The organism is Streptomyces venezuelae, from assembly GCF_008642335.1.
GTDB lineage: Bacteria > Actinomycetota > Actinomycetes > Streptomycetales > Streptomycetaceae > Streptomyces > Streptomyces venezuelae_F.
This window is the reverse complement of record NZ_CP029191.1, coordinates 7813488-7828075: the sequence shown is the minus strand read 5'-3', so window position 1 is coordinate 7828075 and position 14588 is coordinate 7813488. Positions and strand designations below refer to the sequence as shown.

Annotated in this window: 15 protein-coding genes; 2 read left to right on the top strand and 13 right to left on the bottom strand. The window is 70.6% G+C overall.

The window, feature by feature from the left end:
* Positions 1-36: 36 nt before the first annotated feature.
* On the bottom strand, positions 37-1014 hold the full coding sequence (locus tag DEJ49_RS34870) for a DUF6801 domain-containing protein (protein WP_190329697.1): 978 nt from the start codon (positions 1012-1014) through the stop codon (positions 37-39).
* A 571-nt stretch (positions 1015-1585) separates the two neighbouring features.
* Here DEJ49_RS34870 and DEJ49_RS36200 point away from each other — a divergent pair.
* Complete coding sequence (locus DEJ49_RS36200; RefSeq protein WP_190329551.1) at positions 1586-2797, top strand: DUF6801 domain-containing protein; 1212 nt, start codon at positions 1586-1588, stop codon at positions 2795-2797.
* A gap of 96 nt (positions 2798-2893) precedes the next feature.
* On the top strand, positions 2894-4018 hold the full coding sequence (locus DEJ49_RS34860) for a DUF6801 domain-containing protein (protein ID WP_150187802.1): 1125 nt from the start codon (positions 2894-2896) through the stop codon (positions 4016-4018).
* Between the two features lie 23 nt (positions 4019-4041).
* On the opposite strand, the gene DEJ49_RS34855 is transcribed toward DEJ49_RS34860, so the two are convergent.
* The 12 genes from DEJ49_RS34855 to DEJ49_RS34800 all read right to left on the bottom strand — a co-directional run bounded on the left by DEJ49_RS34855 (position 4042) and on the right by DEJ49_RS34800 (position 14587).
* The gene (locus DEJ49_RS34855) at positions 4042-4623 is read right to left on the bottom strand and encodes a hypothetical protein (protein WP_150187801.1); all 582 of its coding nucleotides are present in this window, start codon (positions 4621-4623) and stop codon (positions 4042-4044) included.
* A 10-nt stretch (positions 4624-4633) separates the two neighbouring features.
* On the bottom strand, positions 4634-5137 hold the full coding sequence (locus DEJ49_RS34850; RefSeq protein ID WP_317850478.1) for a hypothetical protein: 504 nt from the start codon (positions 5135-5137) through the stop codon (positions 4634-4636).
* 171 nt (positions 5138-5308) lie between these two features.
* Entirely contained in the window at positions 5309-5842 is a 534-nt protein-coding gene (locus DEJ49_RS34845) for a hypothetical protein (RefSeq protein WP_150187799.1), read from the bottom strand.
* Positions 5843-5853: 11 nt separating this feature from the next.
* Entirely contained in the window at positions 5854-6372 is a 519-nt protein-coding gene (locus DEJ49_RS34840) for a hypothetical protein (protein WP_150187798.1), read from the bottom strand.
* Positions 6369-6881: a hypothetical protein gene (locus DEJ49_RS34835; RefSeq protein ID WP_150187797.1), complete on the bottom strand. Its 513-nt coding sequence runs from the start codon at positions 6879-6881 to the stop codon at positions 6369-6371. The genes DEJ49_RS34840 and DEJ49_RS34835 overlap by 4 nt, the downstream gene beginning before the upstream one ends.
* A complete protein-coding gene (locus DEJ49_RS34830; RefSeq protein ID WP_150187796.1) occupies positions 6878-8089 on the bottom strand; it encodes an MCE family protein in 1212 nt (403 codons plus the stop codon). The genes DEJ49_RS34835 and DEJ49_RS34830 overlap by 4 nt, the downstream gene beginning before the upstream one ends.
* A complete protein-coding gene (locus DEJ49_RS34825) occupies positions 8089-9213 on the bottom strand; it encodes an MlaD family protein (RefSeq protein ID WP_150188688.1) in 1125 nt (374 codons plus the stop codon). Before DEJ49_RS34825 ends, DEJ49_RS34830 begins: the two co-directional genes overlap by 1 nt.
* Before the next feature lie 23 nt (positions 9214-9236).
* Positions 9237-10328: an MCE family protein gene (locus tag DEJ49_RS34820; protein WP_223833128.1), complete on the bottom strand. Its 1092-nt coding sequence runs from the start codon at positions 10326-10328 to the stop codon at positions 9237-9239.
* Positions 10328-11365 carry an MCE family protein gene (locus DEJ49_RS34815; protein WP_150187794.1) on the bottom strand — a complete coding sequence of 346 codons (1038 nt, stop codon included), beginning with the start codon at positions 11363-11365 and terminating at the stop codon, positions 10328-10330. Before DEJ49_RS34815 ends, DEJ49_RS34820 begins: the two co-directional genes overlap by 1 nt.
* A 35-nt stretch (positions 11366-11400) precedes the next feature.
* Entirely contained in the window at positions 11401-12435 is a 1035-nt protein-coding gene (locus DEJ49_RS34810; protein ID WP_223833127.1) for an MCE family protein, read from the bottom strand.
* Positions 12432-13760, bottom strand: a complete 1329-nt coding sequence (locus tag DEJ49_RS34805; RefSeq protein ID WP_150187792.1) for an MCE family protein — start codon at positions 13758-13760, stop codon at positions 12432-12434. The genes DEJ49_RS34810 and DEJ49_RS34805 overlap by 4 nt, the downstream gene beginning before the upstream one ends.
* Positions 13757-14587, bottom strand: a complete 831-nt coding sequence (locus DEJ49_RS34800) for an MlaE family ABC transporter permease (RefSeq protein ID WP_150187791.1) — start codon at positions 14585-14587, stop codon at positions 13757-13759. Before DEJ49_RS34800 ends, DEJ49_RS34805 begins: the two co-directional genes overlap by 4 nt.
* Position 14588: the final 1 nt, after the last annotated feature.

Below are 14588 nucleotides of genomic sequence, written 5' to 3'. Positions count from 1 at the left end.
AGGAAGCAGGACGGCCAGGTTCGGGCGGTCCGCCCGTCAGGAGGCCGCCTGCCCGCCCCTCCTGATGCGCTGCGGCAGGTAGTGGAAGGCCGCTATGCCCGCGGCGCCGAGTCCGCCCGCCGCCGCCAGCATCAGGCCGATGCCGGACGTGCCGGTCGCGGCGAGACCGCCCGAGCCGCTCGTCAGCTGGGTGTTCACGTCGGAGCCCGAGGAACCGGAGCCACCGGTCGTGGTCCCGCCATCGCTCGCGGGGATGCCGCCGGAGCCGGCCGGATCGGTCGGGTCCGTGGGGTCGCCCGGGTCGGAGGGGTCGGTCGGCGGGTCCGTGGGCGGATCGGTCGGAGGGTCGGTGGGCGGGTCGGTCGGGGGGTCCGTGGGCGGGTCCGTCGGGTCCTGGCCGCCGCCGCCCGTGATCGTCATCTTGTGCAGAAGCGTCTTCTGACCGGCGTCGAGGGTGCAGTCCGCCGTGAACTCGTCGCCGTTGGGCGGGAGCTGGACCGGCTTGCCGTCCGCGTCGCGGGCGATCATGTTGTGCAGTTTGAGGCCCTTCACGTCGAAGGCCGCCTCGCCCGCCTTGCCCCACGTCAGCAGACCGCCGGGCGACTTGCCCGTCGCCGTCACCTCGAACGGCGCCGCGGGGTTGGGGATGTTCGCCTTGGCGACCGTGTTGACGACCTTGATGGGCAGGTTGCCGTCGCCGCCGGGCTGGGTCACCACCACGTCCGCGGTCGCCTTGCCCTCCAGCGTGACCGCCCCGAGCACCCCGAGGCCCTGCGCGGCCCGCGCGCTGACCTTCGTGACCGCCTTGATGTCGTACTCGGGGACCGTCTCGCCGACCTTCATGGTGGCGGGCATGTCCGTGGTGATCGCGGCCTCGATCGGATCGTTGTTGATGATCGGGAACTTGCAGGTGTACTTCTGCGTGAGCGACACGGGATCCGCCGACGCGCTGCCGCCGCCGGCGGTCAGCGCGAGCAGTGCCGCGGAGGCCCCGGCAAGGGCGGACCCCCACACCAGTCGTGAAGTCGCGTTCCCCGGCGGCTCTCCGTCTCCCGCGCGGTCTCGTATCCGATCTCGCATGCGCTCTCCCATACGTGGCCCCCATTCTGAGATTCGGCACAATCGAGCAATGACTACTGACAGGTAGGGGGACCGTCAACCTGATCGGCGCAGATCGGTGCGGTACGGGGGCACGTCGCCCGCAATTTGTCATCCGCGCACCATCGCGTACTCACCACCGCCACAAAAGTTCCGGGCAGCAGACCCCCTTCCGAGCCGGGCGGGAATCAGGCGGGAGGAGACCTTGACCGCCCAGCTACCCATCAGTAGTTTGCGTAGCCGAAACACCGCCGTATCGCCTGAAGCAATTCGGCAGGCACACTCCCTCACATTCACGGCGGCGGATTTCCCCTCTTCGCTCATCCCGGACGGCTGGGCCGGCGAGTCCGGAATCGCGGAGGTGACACACCGACAGATGGCACCGAGAGAAGGCACCGACGTTCGTCCGTGCCCATTCACGTAGCCCGAGAGGTAGCTCATGGGAGCGCACAAGAGACACGTCAGGGCACGCACTGCCCTGAGCGCGGTGGCGGCCGCCGGCCTCGTCACCGGTCTGGTGAGTCTGGGAGGCGGTACCGCCTCCGCCGACCCGGTGAAGCTCACGCAGAAGTACACCTGCAAGTTCCCGATCATCAACAACGATCCGATCGAAGTCGAGATCAGCGCCGACATGCCCGCCACCATGAAGGTCGGCGAGACGGTCCCCGAGTACGACATCAAGGCCGTCACCAAGGTGAGTCAGCGCGCCGCCCAAGGTCTCGGCGTGCTCGGGGCGGTCACGTTGGAGGGCAAGGCCACCGCCGATGTGAACGTGACCCTGCCCGGCGGCACCGGCAACCTGCCCATCAAGGTCGTCAACACGGTCGCCAAGGCGAACATCCCCAACCCGGCGGCGGCGTTCAACGTCATCGCCAGCGGCAAGTCGCCCGGCGGCCTCCTGACGTGGGAGAAGGAGGGCACGGCCAAGTTCGATGTGAAGGGCCTCAAGCTGCACAACATGATCGCCCGGGACGCGGACGGCAAGCCCGTACAACTGCCGCCCAACGGCGACGAGTTCACCGCCGACTGCACCATGGACGCGGGCCAGCCCACCACGCTCCACACGATGACCATCGGCAGCGGCGGCACCGATCCCACGGACCCGCCGACCGATCCGCCCACCGATCCCCCGACCGACCCGCCCACGGACCCTCCGACGGACCCGCCCACCGACCCGCCCGGCAATGACCCGGTGAAGCTCAACTTCGACATCAAGGGCACGTCGGTCATCAAGGCCGCCAACGGCAGCACCCCGCTCACCGGCGGCATCGACACCCGCTACGACCTGAGCAAGGGCACTTTCGACGCCGACCTGAAGCTGAACCCGACCAAGGGCCAGTTCACCATCATGGGCTTCCTGCCCACGACCGCGGACATCGCCTTCGAGCAGACCGGCAAGACCACCGGGACGCTGGACACGGCCGGCGCCCTCAAGTCACAGTCCGAGATGTACGTCAAGCTCGGAAGCGTCAACGTCTTCGGCATACCGATCGGCGGCGGCCCGGAGTGCAGGACCGGCACGCCCGCCAAGATCGACCTGGCCAGCGAGGGCCGCTTCCAGCCCTACAAGGGCGGCAAGCTCAAGGGCACGTACACCCTGCCCGCGCTCAAGGGCTGCGGCGGGCTCAACGACATGATCAGCGCCTTCACCGCGGGGCCCGGCAACACGATCGACATGGACCTCACCTACAAGCAGTAGCGCCGCACGCAACCGACCCGGCCCCTCGCCCTTCCCGGCGGGGGGCCGGACCGTTCCCCGCACCATTCGAAGACCTGGAGACTTGGAGACGCAGTGTTGAGATTGCGCGCCCTGCGGCGGCGTATCGCTCCTGCCGGGGCACTGCTCGCCGTGCTGACCGGCCTCACCTCCGGCCCGCCGGCCGCCGCGGCCCCGGTAGCACTGAAGCAGACGTATACGTGCGTGTTCCCGCTCATGGAGGAGGATCCGCTCACGGTCGAGATCACCGCGGACCTGCCGGCCAAGGTGAAGGTCGGCGAGCGCATACCGGCGTTCCGGGGCGTCTCGGTGTCCAAGGTGAGCAAGGCGGCCGCCACCGCGTTGCGGACGGTCGGCGGCGCCACCCTCGAAGGGACCGCCACGGCCGACATCACCGTCCGGACGCCGGAGGGCCCACTGGACATCGGCCTCGACAACACCATCCCGAAGACGCCCCTGCCGGACCCGCCCGCCGACTTCGAGGTGACGGCGACCGGCCAGGCCCCGACGCTGACGTTCCGGCAGCCCGGCAGCGTGAAGATCGACGTCAACAGCCTGCTCCTGACGATGACCCCGCGGGACGCGGCCGGCGCCAGGACGGGCCTCGACACGTTCGAGACGGAATGCACGCTCGACCCCGCGGACCAGAACAAGACGCTCCACACCATCCAGGTGGAGCCGGGTTCGGCGGAGCCGGTGCCGCTGAGCTTCGGCATCAAGGGCAGCTCCTTCATCAAGGCGGGCAACGGCAGCGCGCCGCTGCTCGGCGGCATCGACACCCGCTACGACCCTGACAAGGGAACCTTCGACGCCGACCTGAGACTCGACCCGACCACCGGGCGCCTCACCCTGTTCGGCTTCCTGCCCGCGACCGCGGACATCGCCTTCGAGCAGACCGCCAGAACGACGGGAACGCTCGACACGGCGGGCCGCCTCAAGGCGCACTCCGAGATGTACGTGAAGCTCACCGGTGTCAGTACGTTCGGTCTGCCCATCGGCGGCGGACCGCACTGCAGGACGGTGCAGCCCGCGGCCGTCGACCTGGTCGGCGAGGGCCGCTTCGAGCCCTACAAGGGCGGCAGGCTCAAGGGCACGTACACCCTGCCCGGCCTCAAGGACTGCGGCGGCCTCAACGACATGATCAGCGCCTTCACCGCGGGCCCCGGCAACACCATGGACATGGACCTGACGTACAGGAAGTAGCAGTGCCGGCACACGCCTCGGCGTCAGGAACCCGCGCCCGGCAGGTTCGCGCACTCCGGTGCCTTGTCGAAGGCCTTCCCGAGCGCGGGGTCGGCACGGAAGTCGTGCGCGGGGCCCTGGTACGCGCTCGCCTTGCGCAGCCCCTCCCCCGCCCGCTTCAACGCCGCCTCGAGGGACTTCTCGTCGGTGACATCGGCCTTCTTGAGCCGGGCGGTGGCGCCGGCGAGGCTGGTGCGGGCGGTCCGGAGGTTGCCCAGGGCCTTCTCGTACGCGGCGTCGCCGCCGTCGACGGGCGGTGCGCCCTCGTGCCGCATCTTCTTGTCCAGCGCGCCGAGTCGTCGGCCGAGCGCGTCCATGAAGGTGACGACCTCGGCGTGGTACTTCTTGGCGTCCTTGTGGTCCGATGCGGGGAGCGGCAGCTCCGATCCCACGTCCTGCACGCTGTCGCAGACACCCGAGGCCCAGTCGACCTGCGGGTCGTCGTCGGCACGTGAACTGCACCCGGACAGCAGCACTGCCCCCACGACCCCGAGGGACGCGGCGAGCAGCGCGGCGGTGTGCCGCGGCCGTCTCACGCCGGTGCTGATGTTGTTCGAGCTCCGCATGACTGCCTCCTCATCTGTTGAACGTGTCGATGTTCGCGATCCGCCAGCTCCCGCCCCGCTGGACCGCGTCGACCGCGAACATCGCTGCCGCCTGGGTGGCCGAACCCCCCTTGGCGGTACTGGTGTTGCTCTGGTCGGCGAAGACGAGGACCCGTGCCCTGTCGCCGTCGATGACCTCGACCCCGCTCTGCGTGACGGTGGTGGTGAGGACGAGCTTCTGGCGTTCTCCCTGGGCGCGGACGCGTGCGAGCATCTCCCGGTGCTGGCCGACCGCCTTCCCGGTCAGGTACGTGTCCGCGGCGTTGTCGGTCCGGCGCGGGTCCGTGTGGTCGTAGGAGAAGACCGCGTCGACGGCCTGGCCGACCGTGCCCTTGACCTCGCTGGTGCGGGCCGTGTCGGTGAGCGCCGCGTTGCGCGCGGCAGGCATGTCGCGCAGGTCTTCGGTCCGGGTGTGCGCGTAGCCCGCGAAGCCCGCGGCCAGTACGGCGAGCAGGGAGAGCGAGGCGAGCAGCAAGGGCCGGGGAACGCTCCTGCGCGCGGCCGCGCGGGCAGTACGCTTCCGGGGTTTCGGGCGCGGGACTCGCGACGGCACGGGCGGCCGCGCAGTCACTCTCCGGCTCTCGGCCGCGGTCAACCGCCGCTGCCTGTTGACCATATGACGTGTCGTCGGCATGGTTCGGCCCCCTCAGTCGGTCGGCTCGTCGGCGGGTGCCGCCTCGCCCGCGGGGGCCTGGCCGAGCCCGCTGAGCTTCCAGCCCTCCGGAGTACGGGTCAGCTCGCCGAGCAGGCGGCTCTCCTTCGTGCTCGGCTTCTTCTTCGGCGGGTCGACCGTGATCCGTATAGCGATCAGGACCCCGGCCCGCCCCTCGCGCTCGTCCAGTTCCGTGACGGCCCCGGACAGCACCTCGGCCGTGGTGACCGTGCGCGCGGTGCGTACCTGCTTCTCGAACTCGGGTCTCCCCTCGCGCAGTTCGTCGAGGAGGTCGCCGGTGGCGGACTTCTCCCAGGCGTCGAGGCCGTGTTCCAGGTCGCGGTGGTCGAGGGTGTTCAGGTTCAGGGCGGCCTGCTCTCCGGCCGCGAGGACGTCGTCACGGGCCTCGGCGAACCGAGCGGAGTCGTCGTGGGCCGCCGCGTACCAGGACGAGCCCGTCCAGCCGGCGAAGCCGAGTGCGACGGCCGCCGTCGCGCAGACGAGCGAGAGCGTTGTCGTACGTGCCATGTCCCTCTCCCCTATCGGGCCTTGATGTCGGTGATCGTCCAACGGCGGCCGTCCAGGCGTGCGGTCACCGCCAGCTGGGCGGGTGCGGTGGTCGCCTTGTCGCTCTTGCGCTGGGCCCGCTGGTCGAGGAAGACCAGGAGCCGCGCGCGGTCGTCGGTGAGTTCGACGGCTCCGGCCCGTACCACCTGGCTCGTGAGCGACAGCTCCTGCTTTCCGACCTGTCGGCGGAGCCTGTCGAACAGGGCCCGGTAGTCGTCGGCCGCCTTTCCTCGCAGCACGTCGTGCGCGCGCCGCTCGGTGGCGGCCAGGTCGTCGGAGGCGTAGGTGAAGATGCCGGCGAGTGCGTCGCTGACGTCCGCGACGACGCGGCGGGTCCGCTCGCCGTCGGTCAGCGCGTGGTTGTCGGCGGCCGACGTGTCCGTGGCCCGGGCGGTGAGGACGAGGAACGTGCCGCCGGTCAGGAGGAGGGCCGCGAGGAGGAGGGCGAGGGCGGTCCGGGCGGGGCTCAGTGACCTTGGTCCGATCCTCATTCCGCCACGACCGTCCCGACCGGTATCGCCGTCAGCGAGCCGAGTTTCCAGCCCGACTCCTTGCGGTCGAGGCCCGCCTCGAAGCGTTTGCGGTCGGTGGTCGACCTGCCGGAGCGTTCGGTGATCTCGACGCGGACCGTGGCGATGACCTCGGCCGTGCCCGCCCGCGTGTCGAGGGCGACGACCGCCGCGTCGGTGACCGTGGCGCGGGTCGTGGTGCCCTCCTGTTCGAGAACCTTGGCGCTGTCGTCACCGGTGCGCCGCAGCTCGTCGGCGAGCGTGCCGTCCGCCGCCCGTGCCCAGGCCCGCAGCGAGGCCCGCACGTCCTTGCCGTCCATCGTGTTGAGTACGGCGATGTGTCTGCGGGCGGCGTCCAGCGCAGCGTCACGGTCGCGGGCGTACGTCAGATCGGCGTCGGCACGCGTCTGTGCGTACGTCCATCCCGAGAAGCCGCAGAACAGTGCGCCCAGAACCAGCGCGACCGACCATGTCATCGTCCGTCGTCTCATGACGCCCCCATCCCGAGCAGGCCGCCCAGGTCGGTCGGGCTGTGGGACGGCGGCCCGCTCCGCCCGAGGACCGGCGCTCCGGGCCGGGCGGGGGTCGGCACGCCGCCGCGCGGCGCGTGGGCGGAGCCGCGTACGTTCTGGCCGCTGCGTGGGCTCGCGGTACAGGACGCGTCGGTGTTGGTGGGGGCCGGTGACGTGTCGAGGCCGTTGCGGTACCGCGTGCCGCCGTACCCGTCCGTGCAGGGCAGCGGCTTGAAGAAGCTGGTGATCATGCCGAAGCGGACCCCGTCGGGGCCGATGGCGGTGGCTCCGGTGGCGGCGACCCGCGGCAGGCGCACCATCAGTTCGCGGGTGCCGCGCTGGCGGGTGACCAGGAGCTCGGAGGTGGTGACGAGGTTGGCGAGCAGCACGCCGAACGCCGGGTCGGTGTCCCGCAGCAGTCCGGTGAACTGGGTCGCGGCGTCCGGTGTCATGGCGATGAGGCGGCGCAGGTCGGGGTCGGACGTCTTGAGCCGGTCGGCCAGGGCTGCGGCCCCGCTCGCGAAGGACTTGAGGGCGTCGGACTGTTCGTTCTGGGTGCGCAGGACCGTCTTGGCGTCGACGAGGAGCCGTGTGGTCGCGGGCAGCGCCTTGTCGGCGGCCCGGACGAACTCGCTGCCGGTGTCGATGAGGATCTGCAGGTCCTGTCCGCGCCCTTCGAAGCTCTTGCCGAGCTCGTCGACGACGGTGCGCAGCGCGGCGGTGTCCACGGAGGAGGCGAGCCGGTCGACGCTGGTGAGTACGTCGGTGACCGGTGCCGGAGTCCGCGTGGCTCCCCGGGGGACCACGGAACCGTCGGTGAGATAGGGGCCGTCGTCGGTGCGCGGGCTCAGGTCGAGGTACTGCTCGCCGACCGCCGAGAGGTTCGCGACCTTCGCCTCCAGGTCGCTGGGGATCCTCGGCGCCGATTCCTTGATGCGGACGCGGGCCTCGACGCCGTCGGAGGTCAGCTCGACGGCTTCCACGCGGCCGACATCGACGCCCCGATAGGTGACGTTGCCGTGCGTGAACAGGCCTCCGGTCTCAGCGAGTTGGACCCTGACCGTGTAGTAGTCGCGGGCTCCCACGTACCGGCCGAGATCCGCGTACGTCGTCGCGATGTGGACGAGGACGAACGCGCCGAGGACGAGGAAGGCGATGTTCTTCAGGTGGGTGGAGAGGGTGAGCACTAGGAGTCGCCTCCTGATGTTCCGGTGACCGCGGGCAGCGGCAGGGAGGAGCGGGTGGCGGCGCCGTTCCCGCGGACCGGTGGCACGATCTCGGTGCCGGGGGCCGCGGCGATCTTCAGATAGACGTTGAGGTAGTCGCCCTTCACTCCGGTGAGCACCTCGTCCGTGAAGGGATAGGTGAACATGGCCTGCAGCGATTCGGGCAGGTCGGCGCCCGCGTCGGCGAGGTTCTTCAGGATGGGGGCGAGGGCCTTGAGGTCGGCCACGAGGTCGTTCTTCGTGCGGTCGACGGTGTCGACGGCGACCGCGGAGAGCGAGTCCAGGGCGCGCAGCATGGTGACGAGGGACGTGCGCTGTTCGCCGAGGACCTTCAGGCCGGGCGGCAGGTCCCGCAGGATCTCGCCGATCTTGCGGTCGCGGGTGGCGAGGGTGGTGGAGAGCCGGTTCATGCCGTCGAGTGCGGCCGTGATGTGCTTCTTGTTCTTGTCGAGGCTCTTCGCGGTGGTGTCGATCCGTCGTAGCAGGGAGCGGACGTCGCCTTCCTTGCCGCCGAGTGCCTTGTTGAGTTCGCCGGTGATGGTGCGGATCTGCTGGACGCCGCCGCCGCTGAGCACCATGGACAGGGCGCCGAAGACCTCTTCGATCTCGGGGTTGCGGTTGGTGCGGGCGACGGGGATGACCGCGCCGTCGCGCAGCCGGCCCCGGTCGTGCGCGTACGAGGCCTCGGTACCGGTTCCGGTGTCCTGGAGGTCGGGGCGGGCGCGCATGTCGTCGGGGGCGACGAGCTGGACGTACTTCTCGCCGAGGACGCTGGACTGTTCGAGGTTGGCGTACGCGTTGGCCGGCAGGCGTACGTCGCCGTTGACCTTGAGGGTGACCCGGGCTGCCCAGCCGTCGCGGGCCAGGGCTATCCGGGTCACGCGGCCGACCTCGACGTCGTCGACCTTCACCGCGGAGTGCGGGAAGAGGCTGACGACGTCCCGGAACTCGGCGGTCACCTCGTACGGATGGTCGCCGAGGTCGGCCCCGCCGGGCAGCGGCAGGTCCTCCAGACCGTCGAAGTCCGGGAGCCCTCCGGCGCCGAGGGCGAGGCCCACGAGGGTCACCGTGAGGCAGAGGCCCATCGCGATGCGGGCGGTGCGGCGCTTCACGGCCGTCCTCCCCCGGCGTGGGTCGGCGTGCCGTACACGGCACCGACCGGCGGCAGCGGCAGGACGGGCCGGGGAGATGCCAGGGGTCGGGTCCTGCTCCTGTCGCCCTGTGTTCCCGCCAGTTCGTTGATGTCGGCGCGCCCGTCGATCGTGCGGGTACGGGGGTTGTACGCCCGTTCCAGGTTGGCGGCGGCCAGCGGCAGCGCGTCCAGTGCCTCGGCCACCGAGGCCCGCTGGTCGACGACGGTCCGGGTGAGGCCGGCGAGCTTGTCGACGTTCGACTTCAGGCGGCCCCGGTTGTCACTGATGAAGCCCTTGACCTGGCCGAGCGCCGTGCCGAGGTCCTTGAGCGCGGCGGCGAGGTCGTCCTTGTCCTCGGCGAGGAAGCCCGCGACCTCGGCCAGCTGGGTCTCGGCGCGCCGCACCTGCCCGTCCTTGCGCTTGAGCAGGGTGATGAACTCCTGCAGCTGCTCGACGGTCCGTACGACATCGCCGCTGTTCCCGTTGAGGACGGCGGACGCGCCGCCGAGCTGGTGGATGGTGTCGCCGATGGCCTTGCCGTTACCGTCGAGGTTCTCCGCCCCGGCCTCGACGAGCCCGGCGAGTGCGCCGTCCTTGTTCGCACCGTCGGGCCCGAGGGCGTCGCTCAACTCGGTGACGCTCTTGAGGAGTTCGTCGACTTCGACGGGTGTCGCCGTGCGCTCCGCGCCGATCACGGCACCGTCACGGATCCGCGGGCCGCCGCTGTAGGCGGGGGCGAGCTGAACGAACCGCCCCGACACCACGCTGGGGGCGACCACGACGGCCCGGACCTGCGCGGGCACCTTCACCCCTTCGTCGACGGTGAGCCGCACCCGTACCTGTCTGGCCTCGGGCCGGATCTCGTCGACACTGCCGACGCGGACGCCGAGCACGCGGAGGTCGGACCCTTCGTGCACGGCGACGGCCCGGTCGAAGTAGGCGGTGATGTGCGTACCGTTCCCGGCGCGGGCGAGCGCCGTCACGCCGACGATCCCGACGGCGGCGAGCAGGGCGAGGGCGACGAGGACGGCCACGAGTCGCCCTCGGACGCGGGGTGTGCGGGCCATCAGCGGCCACCTCCTGGTCTCGGCGGCATGCATCCGCCGTCCGCACCCGTGCCCGCACTCGCCGCCGTCCCCGTCGGCAGGTAGTCGTCGGGCACGAGCCCGCACAGGTAGCCGTCCATCCACCGCCCGTTGCCCAGCGTGTTGCCGACGAGCCGGTAGTAGGGACCGGCGGCGGCGAGGGCCTTGTCGAGGTTCTTCTTGTTCTTGCTGAGGGTGTCGGTGACCCGGTCGAGGGCGGCGAGCGTGGGCCCGAGCCGCCGTTCGTTGTCGTCGACGAGACCGCTGATCTCGGTGCCGAGGTCACGGGCACCGGTGAGCAGTCCGTGGATGGCCTTCCTGCGGTGCCGTACCTCTTCGAGCAGCAGGTTGCCGTTGTCGAGCAGCCGCTCGAACTCCGTCTTCGTACTGTTCAGGGACGTGGTGAAGTCGGCCGATCCTTCGAGGAGTTCGGACAGTTCGTCGTTGCGCGTGGAGACGGTCCGGGAGAGCTTGGAGAGTCCCTTCATGGCCTTCCTGACGTGTGGCGGGGTGTTCTTGAAGGCGCCGGAAATCGCCTCGAAGCTCTTCGCGAGCCGGTCCTCGTCGAGCGCGCCGCTGGTGCGGCTCAGGCCGTTGAACGCCTCCATCACGTCGTACGGGGAGGTGGTGCGGGCCACCGGGATGCGCTTGCCGGGGTCCTGCTTGCGGCTGCCGAGCGGATCCACGGCCAGGTACTTGGCGCCGAGCAGCGTCTTGATGGCGATGCCGACGGTGCTGCGGTCGCCGATCCAGGCGTCCTCGACCTCGAAGGTCACCTTCACCTTCGGGCCGTCGAGGGCGACGTCCGCCACCTTGCCGACCCGTACTCCGGCGATCCGCACCTCGTCGCCGGCCTTGAGCCCGACCGAGTCCTTGAAGTCGGCGGTGTAGCGCGTGCCGCCGCCGATGACGGGCAGCGATTCGGCGTTGTAGGCGAGGAGCCCGACGAGGGCCATGGCCAGCAGCCCGGCCAGGGCGACGGCCACCGGGTTGCGCTCGCTGATGGGTTTGAGCCGCATAGGTCCCCGGAGCCGTCGGGGGCGTCGGAGTCGTTTCATGCCCGGCACCTCGTGTCCTTGATGGCGAGTCCGGTCGGTGGCGGACTGCCGTCGTAGGTGGAGACCCCGCTGAGCCTCGCCTCGCAGAGGTACAGGTTCAGCCAGGAGCCGTACGACGCGATGCGGGAGACGGCCGTCATCTTCCGTGGCGTCTTCTCCAGGAAGTTCTCGACCAGCGGCGCATGGTCGTCGAGGGTCTTCGACAACCGCCCGAGGTCCCGGATGCCGTCCTTCAGGGGCGCCCTGCTCCGCCCGAACAGGTCCGCCGTGCTCACGCTGAGCTTGGCGAGCGAGTCGACGGACCGGCCGACGGTCCTGCGGTCGTCCGCGAACCCTGAGACCAGCTTCTCCACCGTGCCGATGAGCTCGGTGAAGCCCTTCTGCCGGGTGTTGACCGACTTGAGGACCCGGTTGAGGTTGCCGATGACCTCCCCGATCACCCGGTCCTTGGCGGCGACCGTCGTGGTCAGCGAGCCGATGGTCCGCAGCAGGCTCTCGACCGTGCCGCCCTCGCCCTGCAGCACCTGCACGAGGGACGCGGCCAGCTCGTTGGTGTCCTTCGGGGAGAGGCCCTGCATCAGCGGCTGGAATCCGTTGAAGAGCTGGGTCAGGTCGAGCGCCGGGGTGGTGCGGCTCAGCGGGATCGTCTGTCCGGGCTCCAGGGCACGACCGACCGGCCCTGCGCCCCGTCGCAGATCGACGAAGCGCTGCCCGATCATGTTCAGGTACTTGATGGAGGCCGTCGCGGACGCCGGCATCCGACGGTCCTCGTCGAGGGCGAACTCGACCTCCGCGTAACGGCGTTGCACGATCTCGATGGACGACACCTGGCCCACCTTCACCCCGGCGATCCGCACCGAGTCGCCCTCGTTCAGGCCGGTGGCATCGGTGAACCAGGCCTTGTAGGTGCGGGTACGGCCGACATCGGTGCCCGCGACGCTGACGGCGAGCACGGTGGTGGCCAGGACGGTCACCACGATGAAGATCAGGGACTTGACGGCGGGCCCGGTCAGGCTGCGCTGGCCGCTCACTTCAGCCTCACCTCCGTCCCGCGGAACGCCGGTCCCACGAGCACGCTCGACCAGTCGGGCAGCGGGCCGCGCCGCGTCCGGTCCCGCGCGGTGAGGAGTTCGGTGACGAGGCTGTTCTCCTGGGGCGAGTTGGCCACCCCGAGCCCGCCGGTCACCCCGCTCGGCGCGGTGGCCGTGCTCGCCTTCCGGGCGCTGTACGAGCCGCCGGTGTAGGGGACGGGATAGCAGCGCGGTCCGCCGCCGGCGTCGAAGCGGGGCGTGTCCCGGCCCGGCACGTACGCGCCGCGCGAGGGGACGACGTGCACGTCGACACTCAGTCCCGGCCGGTCCGTGCCCTTGCCGAGGGCCGCGTCCATCACCGGCACGAAGTCGGCGACCGTGCTCAGGGTGCAGGGGAAGGCGGGCGCGTACTCCGCGAGGATCCGCAGCGTCGGGCGGCTGGTCGCGGTCAGCCGGATGAGGTTGGCCCGGTTGCTCCGCAGCCAGCTGCCGAGCTCCTGGGAGCCGCTGGTGACGGAGGCGTACAGCGAGGAGAGCCCGGCCCGCTGCTCCGCGATGGTGGCGCTCGTGGTCGTGGCGTCGTGCAGCGCGTCGACGAGGTCGGGGGCCGCGTCGGCGTAGGTGTCACTCAGCTCGACGAGCTCCTTGATGTCCTGGTTCAGGGACGGCAGGTGGGGGTTGAAGTCCTTCAGATAGCCGTCCAGGGCCACCATCGACGCGCCGATCTTCTCACCCCTGCCGTCCAGTGCCCGGGCGAGCGCCGACAGCGTGGCCGACAGCTTCTGCGGCTGTACGGCGGTCAGCAGCGGCAGCAGGTTGTCGAGCACCTGGTCCAGCTCGACGGCGCTGCGGCTGCGGTCCTGCGGGATGACGCTGCCCGCGGTCAGCGGGTGCGCGGAGGGGCGCTCGGGGGGTACGAGGGCGACGTACCGCTGTCCGAAGAGGGTGGTCGGCAGCAGCTGGGCGCGGACATCGGACGGGACGCGGCCGATCTTGTCCGGTCGCAGGGCGAGGGTGAGGCGTGCGGTGCGGCCGTCGGTGTCGATCCTCGCGACCTCGCCGACGACGACGCCGCGGAGTTTGACCTCGGCGCTCGGGCGCATCTCGCTGCCGGCCCGCCCCGTCTCGACGACGACGGACGCGGAGTTCACGAACTTCTTCTCGTACACCGCGATCGACAGCCAGACCAGCAGGGCGGGCACCACCAGGTACACCACTCCGGCGAGGCGTCTGCGGCGGGCGACGGCGCTTTCCGTGGGGCGGGTGCGCGGCGCCGGTGCCGTCGGTCCGGCCGGGGTCCTCCGTGTGTCCGGCGGGGCGCTCATCCGGCCACCTTCACCGTGGTCGTGGCGCCCCAGAGCGCCAGGCTGAGGAAGAAGTCGGTGACGCTGATGAGGACGATCGCGGTCCGTACGGAGCGGCCGACGGCGACCCCGACCCCGGCGGGTCCGCCGGAGGCTCGGAAGCCGTAGTAGCAGTGCGCGAGGATCACGAGCACGCTGAAGATGATCACTTTGAGGAAGGAGAGGAGGACGTCCGCTGGTACGAGGAAGAGGTGGAAGTAGTGGTCGTACGTGCCCGTGGACTGGGCGTTGAACAGCACGGTCGTCGCCCGTGAGGCCAGGTAGGAGCCGAGCAGCCCGATGCCGTACAGCGGGATGATGGCGAGCACGCCGGCCACGATGCGGGTGCTGACGAGGAAGGGTGTGGAGCGCACGCCCATGCTCTCCAGGGCGTCGACCTCTTCGTTGATGCGCATCGCGCCGAGCTGCGCGGTGAAGCCCGCGCCGACCGTCGTGGAGAGGGAGAGGGCGGCGACGAGCGGGCCGATCTCGCGGGTGTTGAAGTAGGCGGAGACGAATCCGGTGAATGCGTCGGTGCCGATCTGGCTGAGGGCCGCGTACCCCTGGAGGCCGACGACCGTGCCGGTGAAGACGGTGATGCCGATCATCACGCCGACGGTTCCGCCGATCACGCCGAGCCCGCCGCTGCCGAAGGCGACCTCGGCGAGGAGCCGCTGGATCTCCTTCGGGTAGCGGCGCACGGCGCGCGGGATCCAGATCAGCGCACGGACGTAGAAGAGGAGTTCGTCGCCCGGACGGTCCAGCCAGGCGAAGGCGCGGCTCTTGCCGCCGCGGGCGGTCAGGGCCATG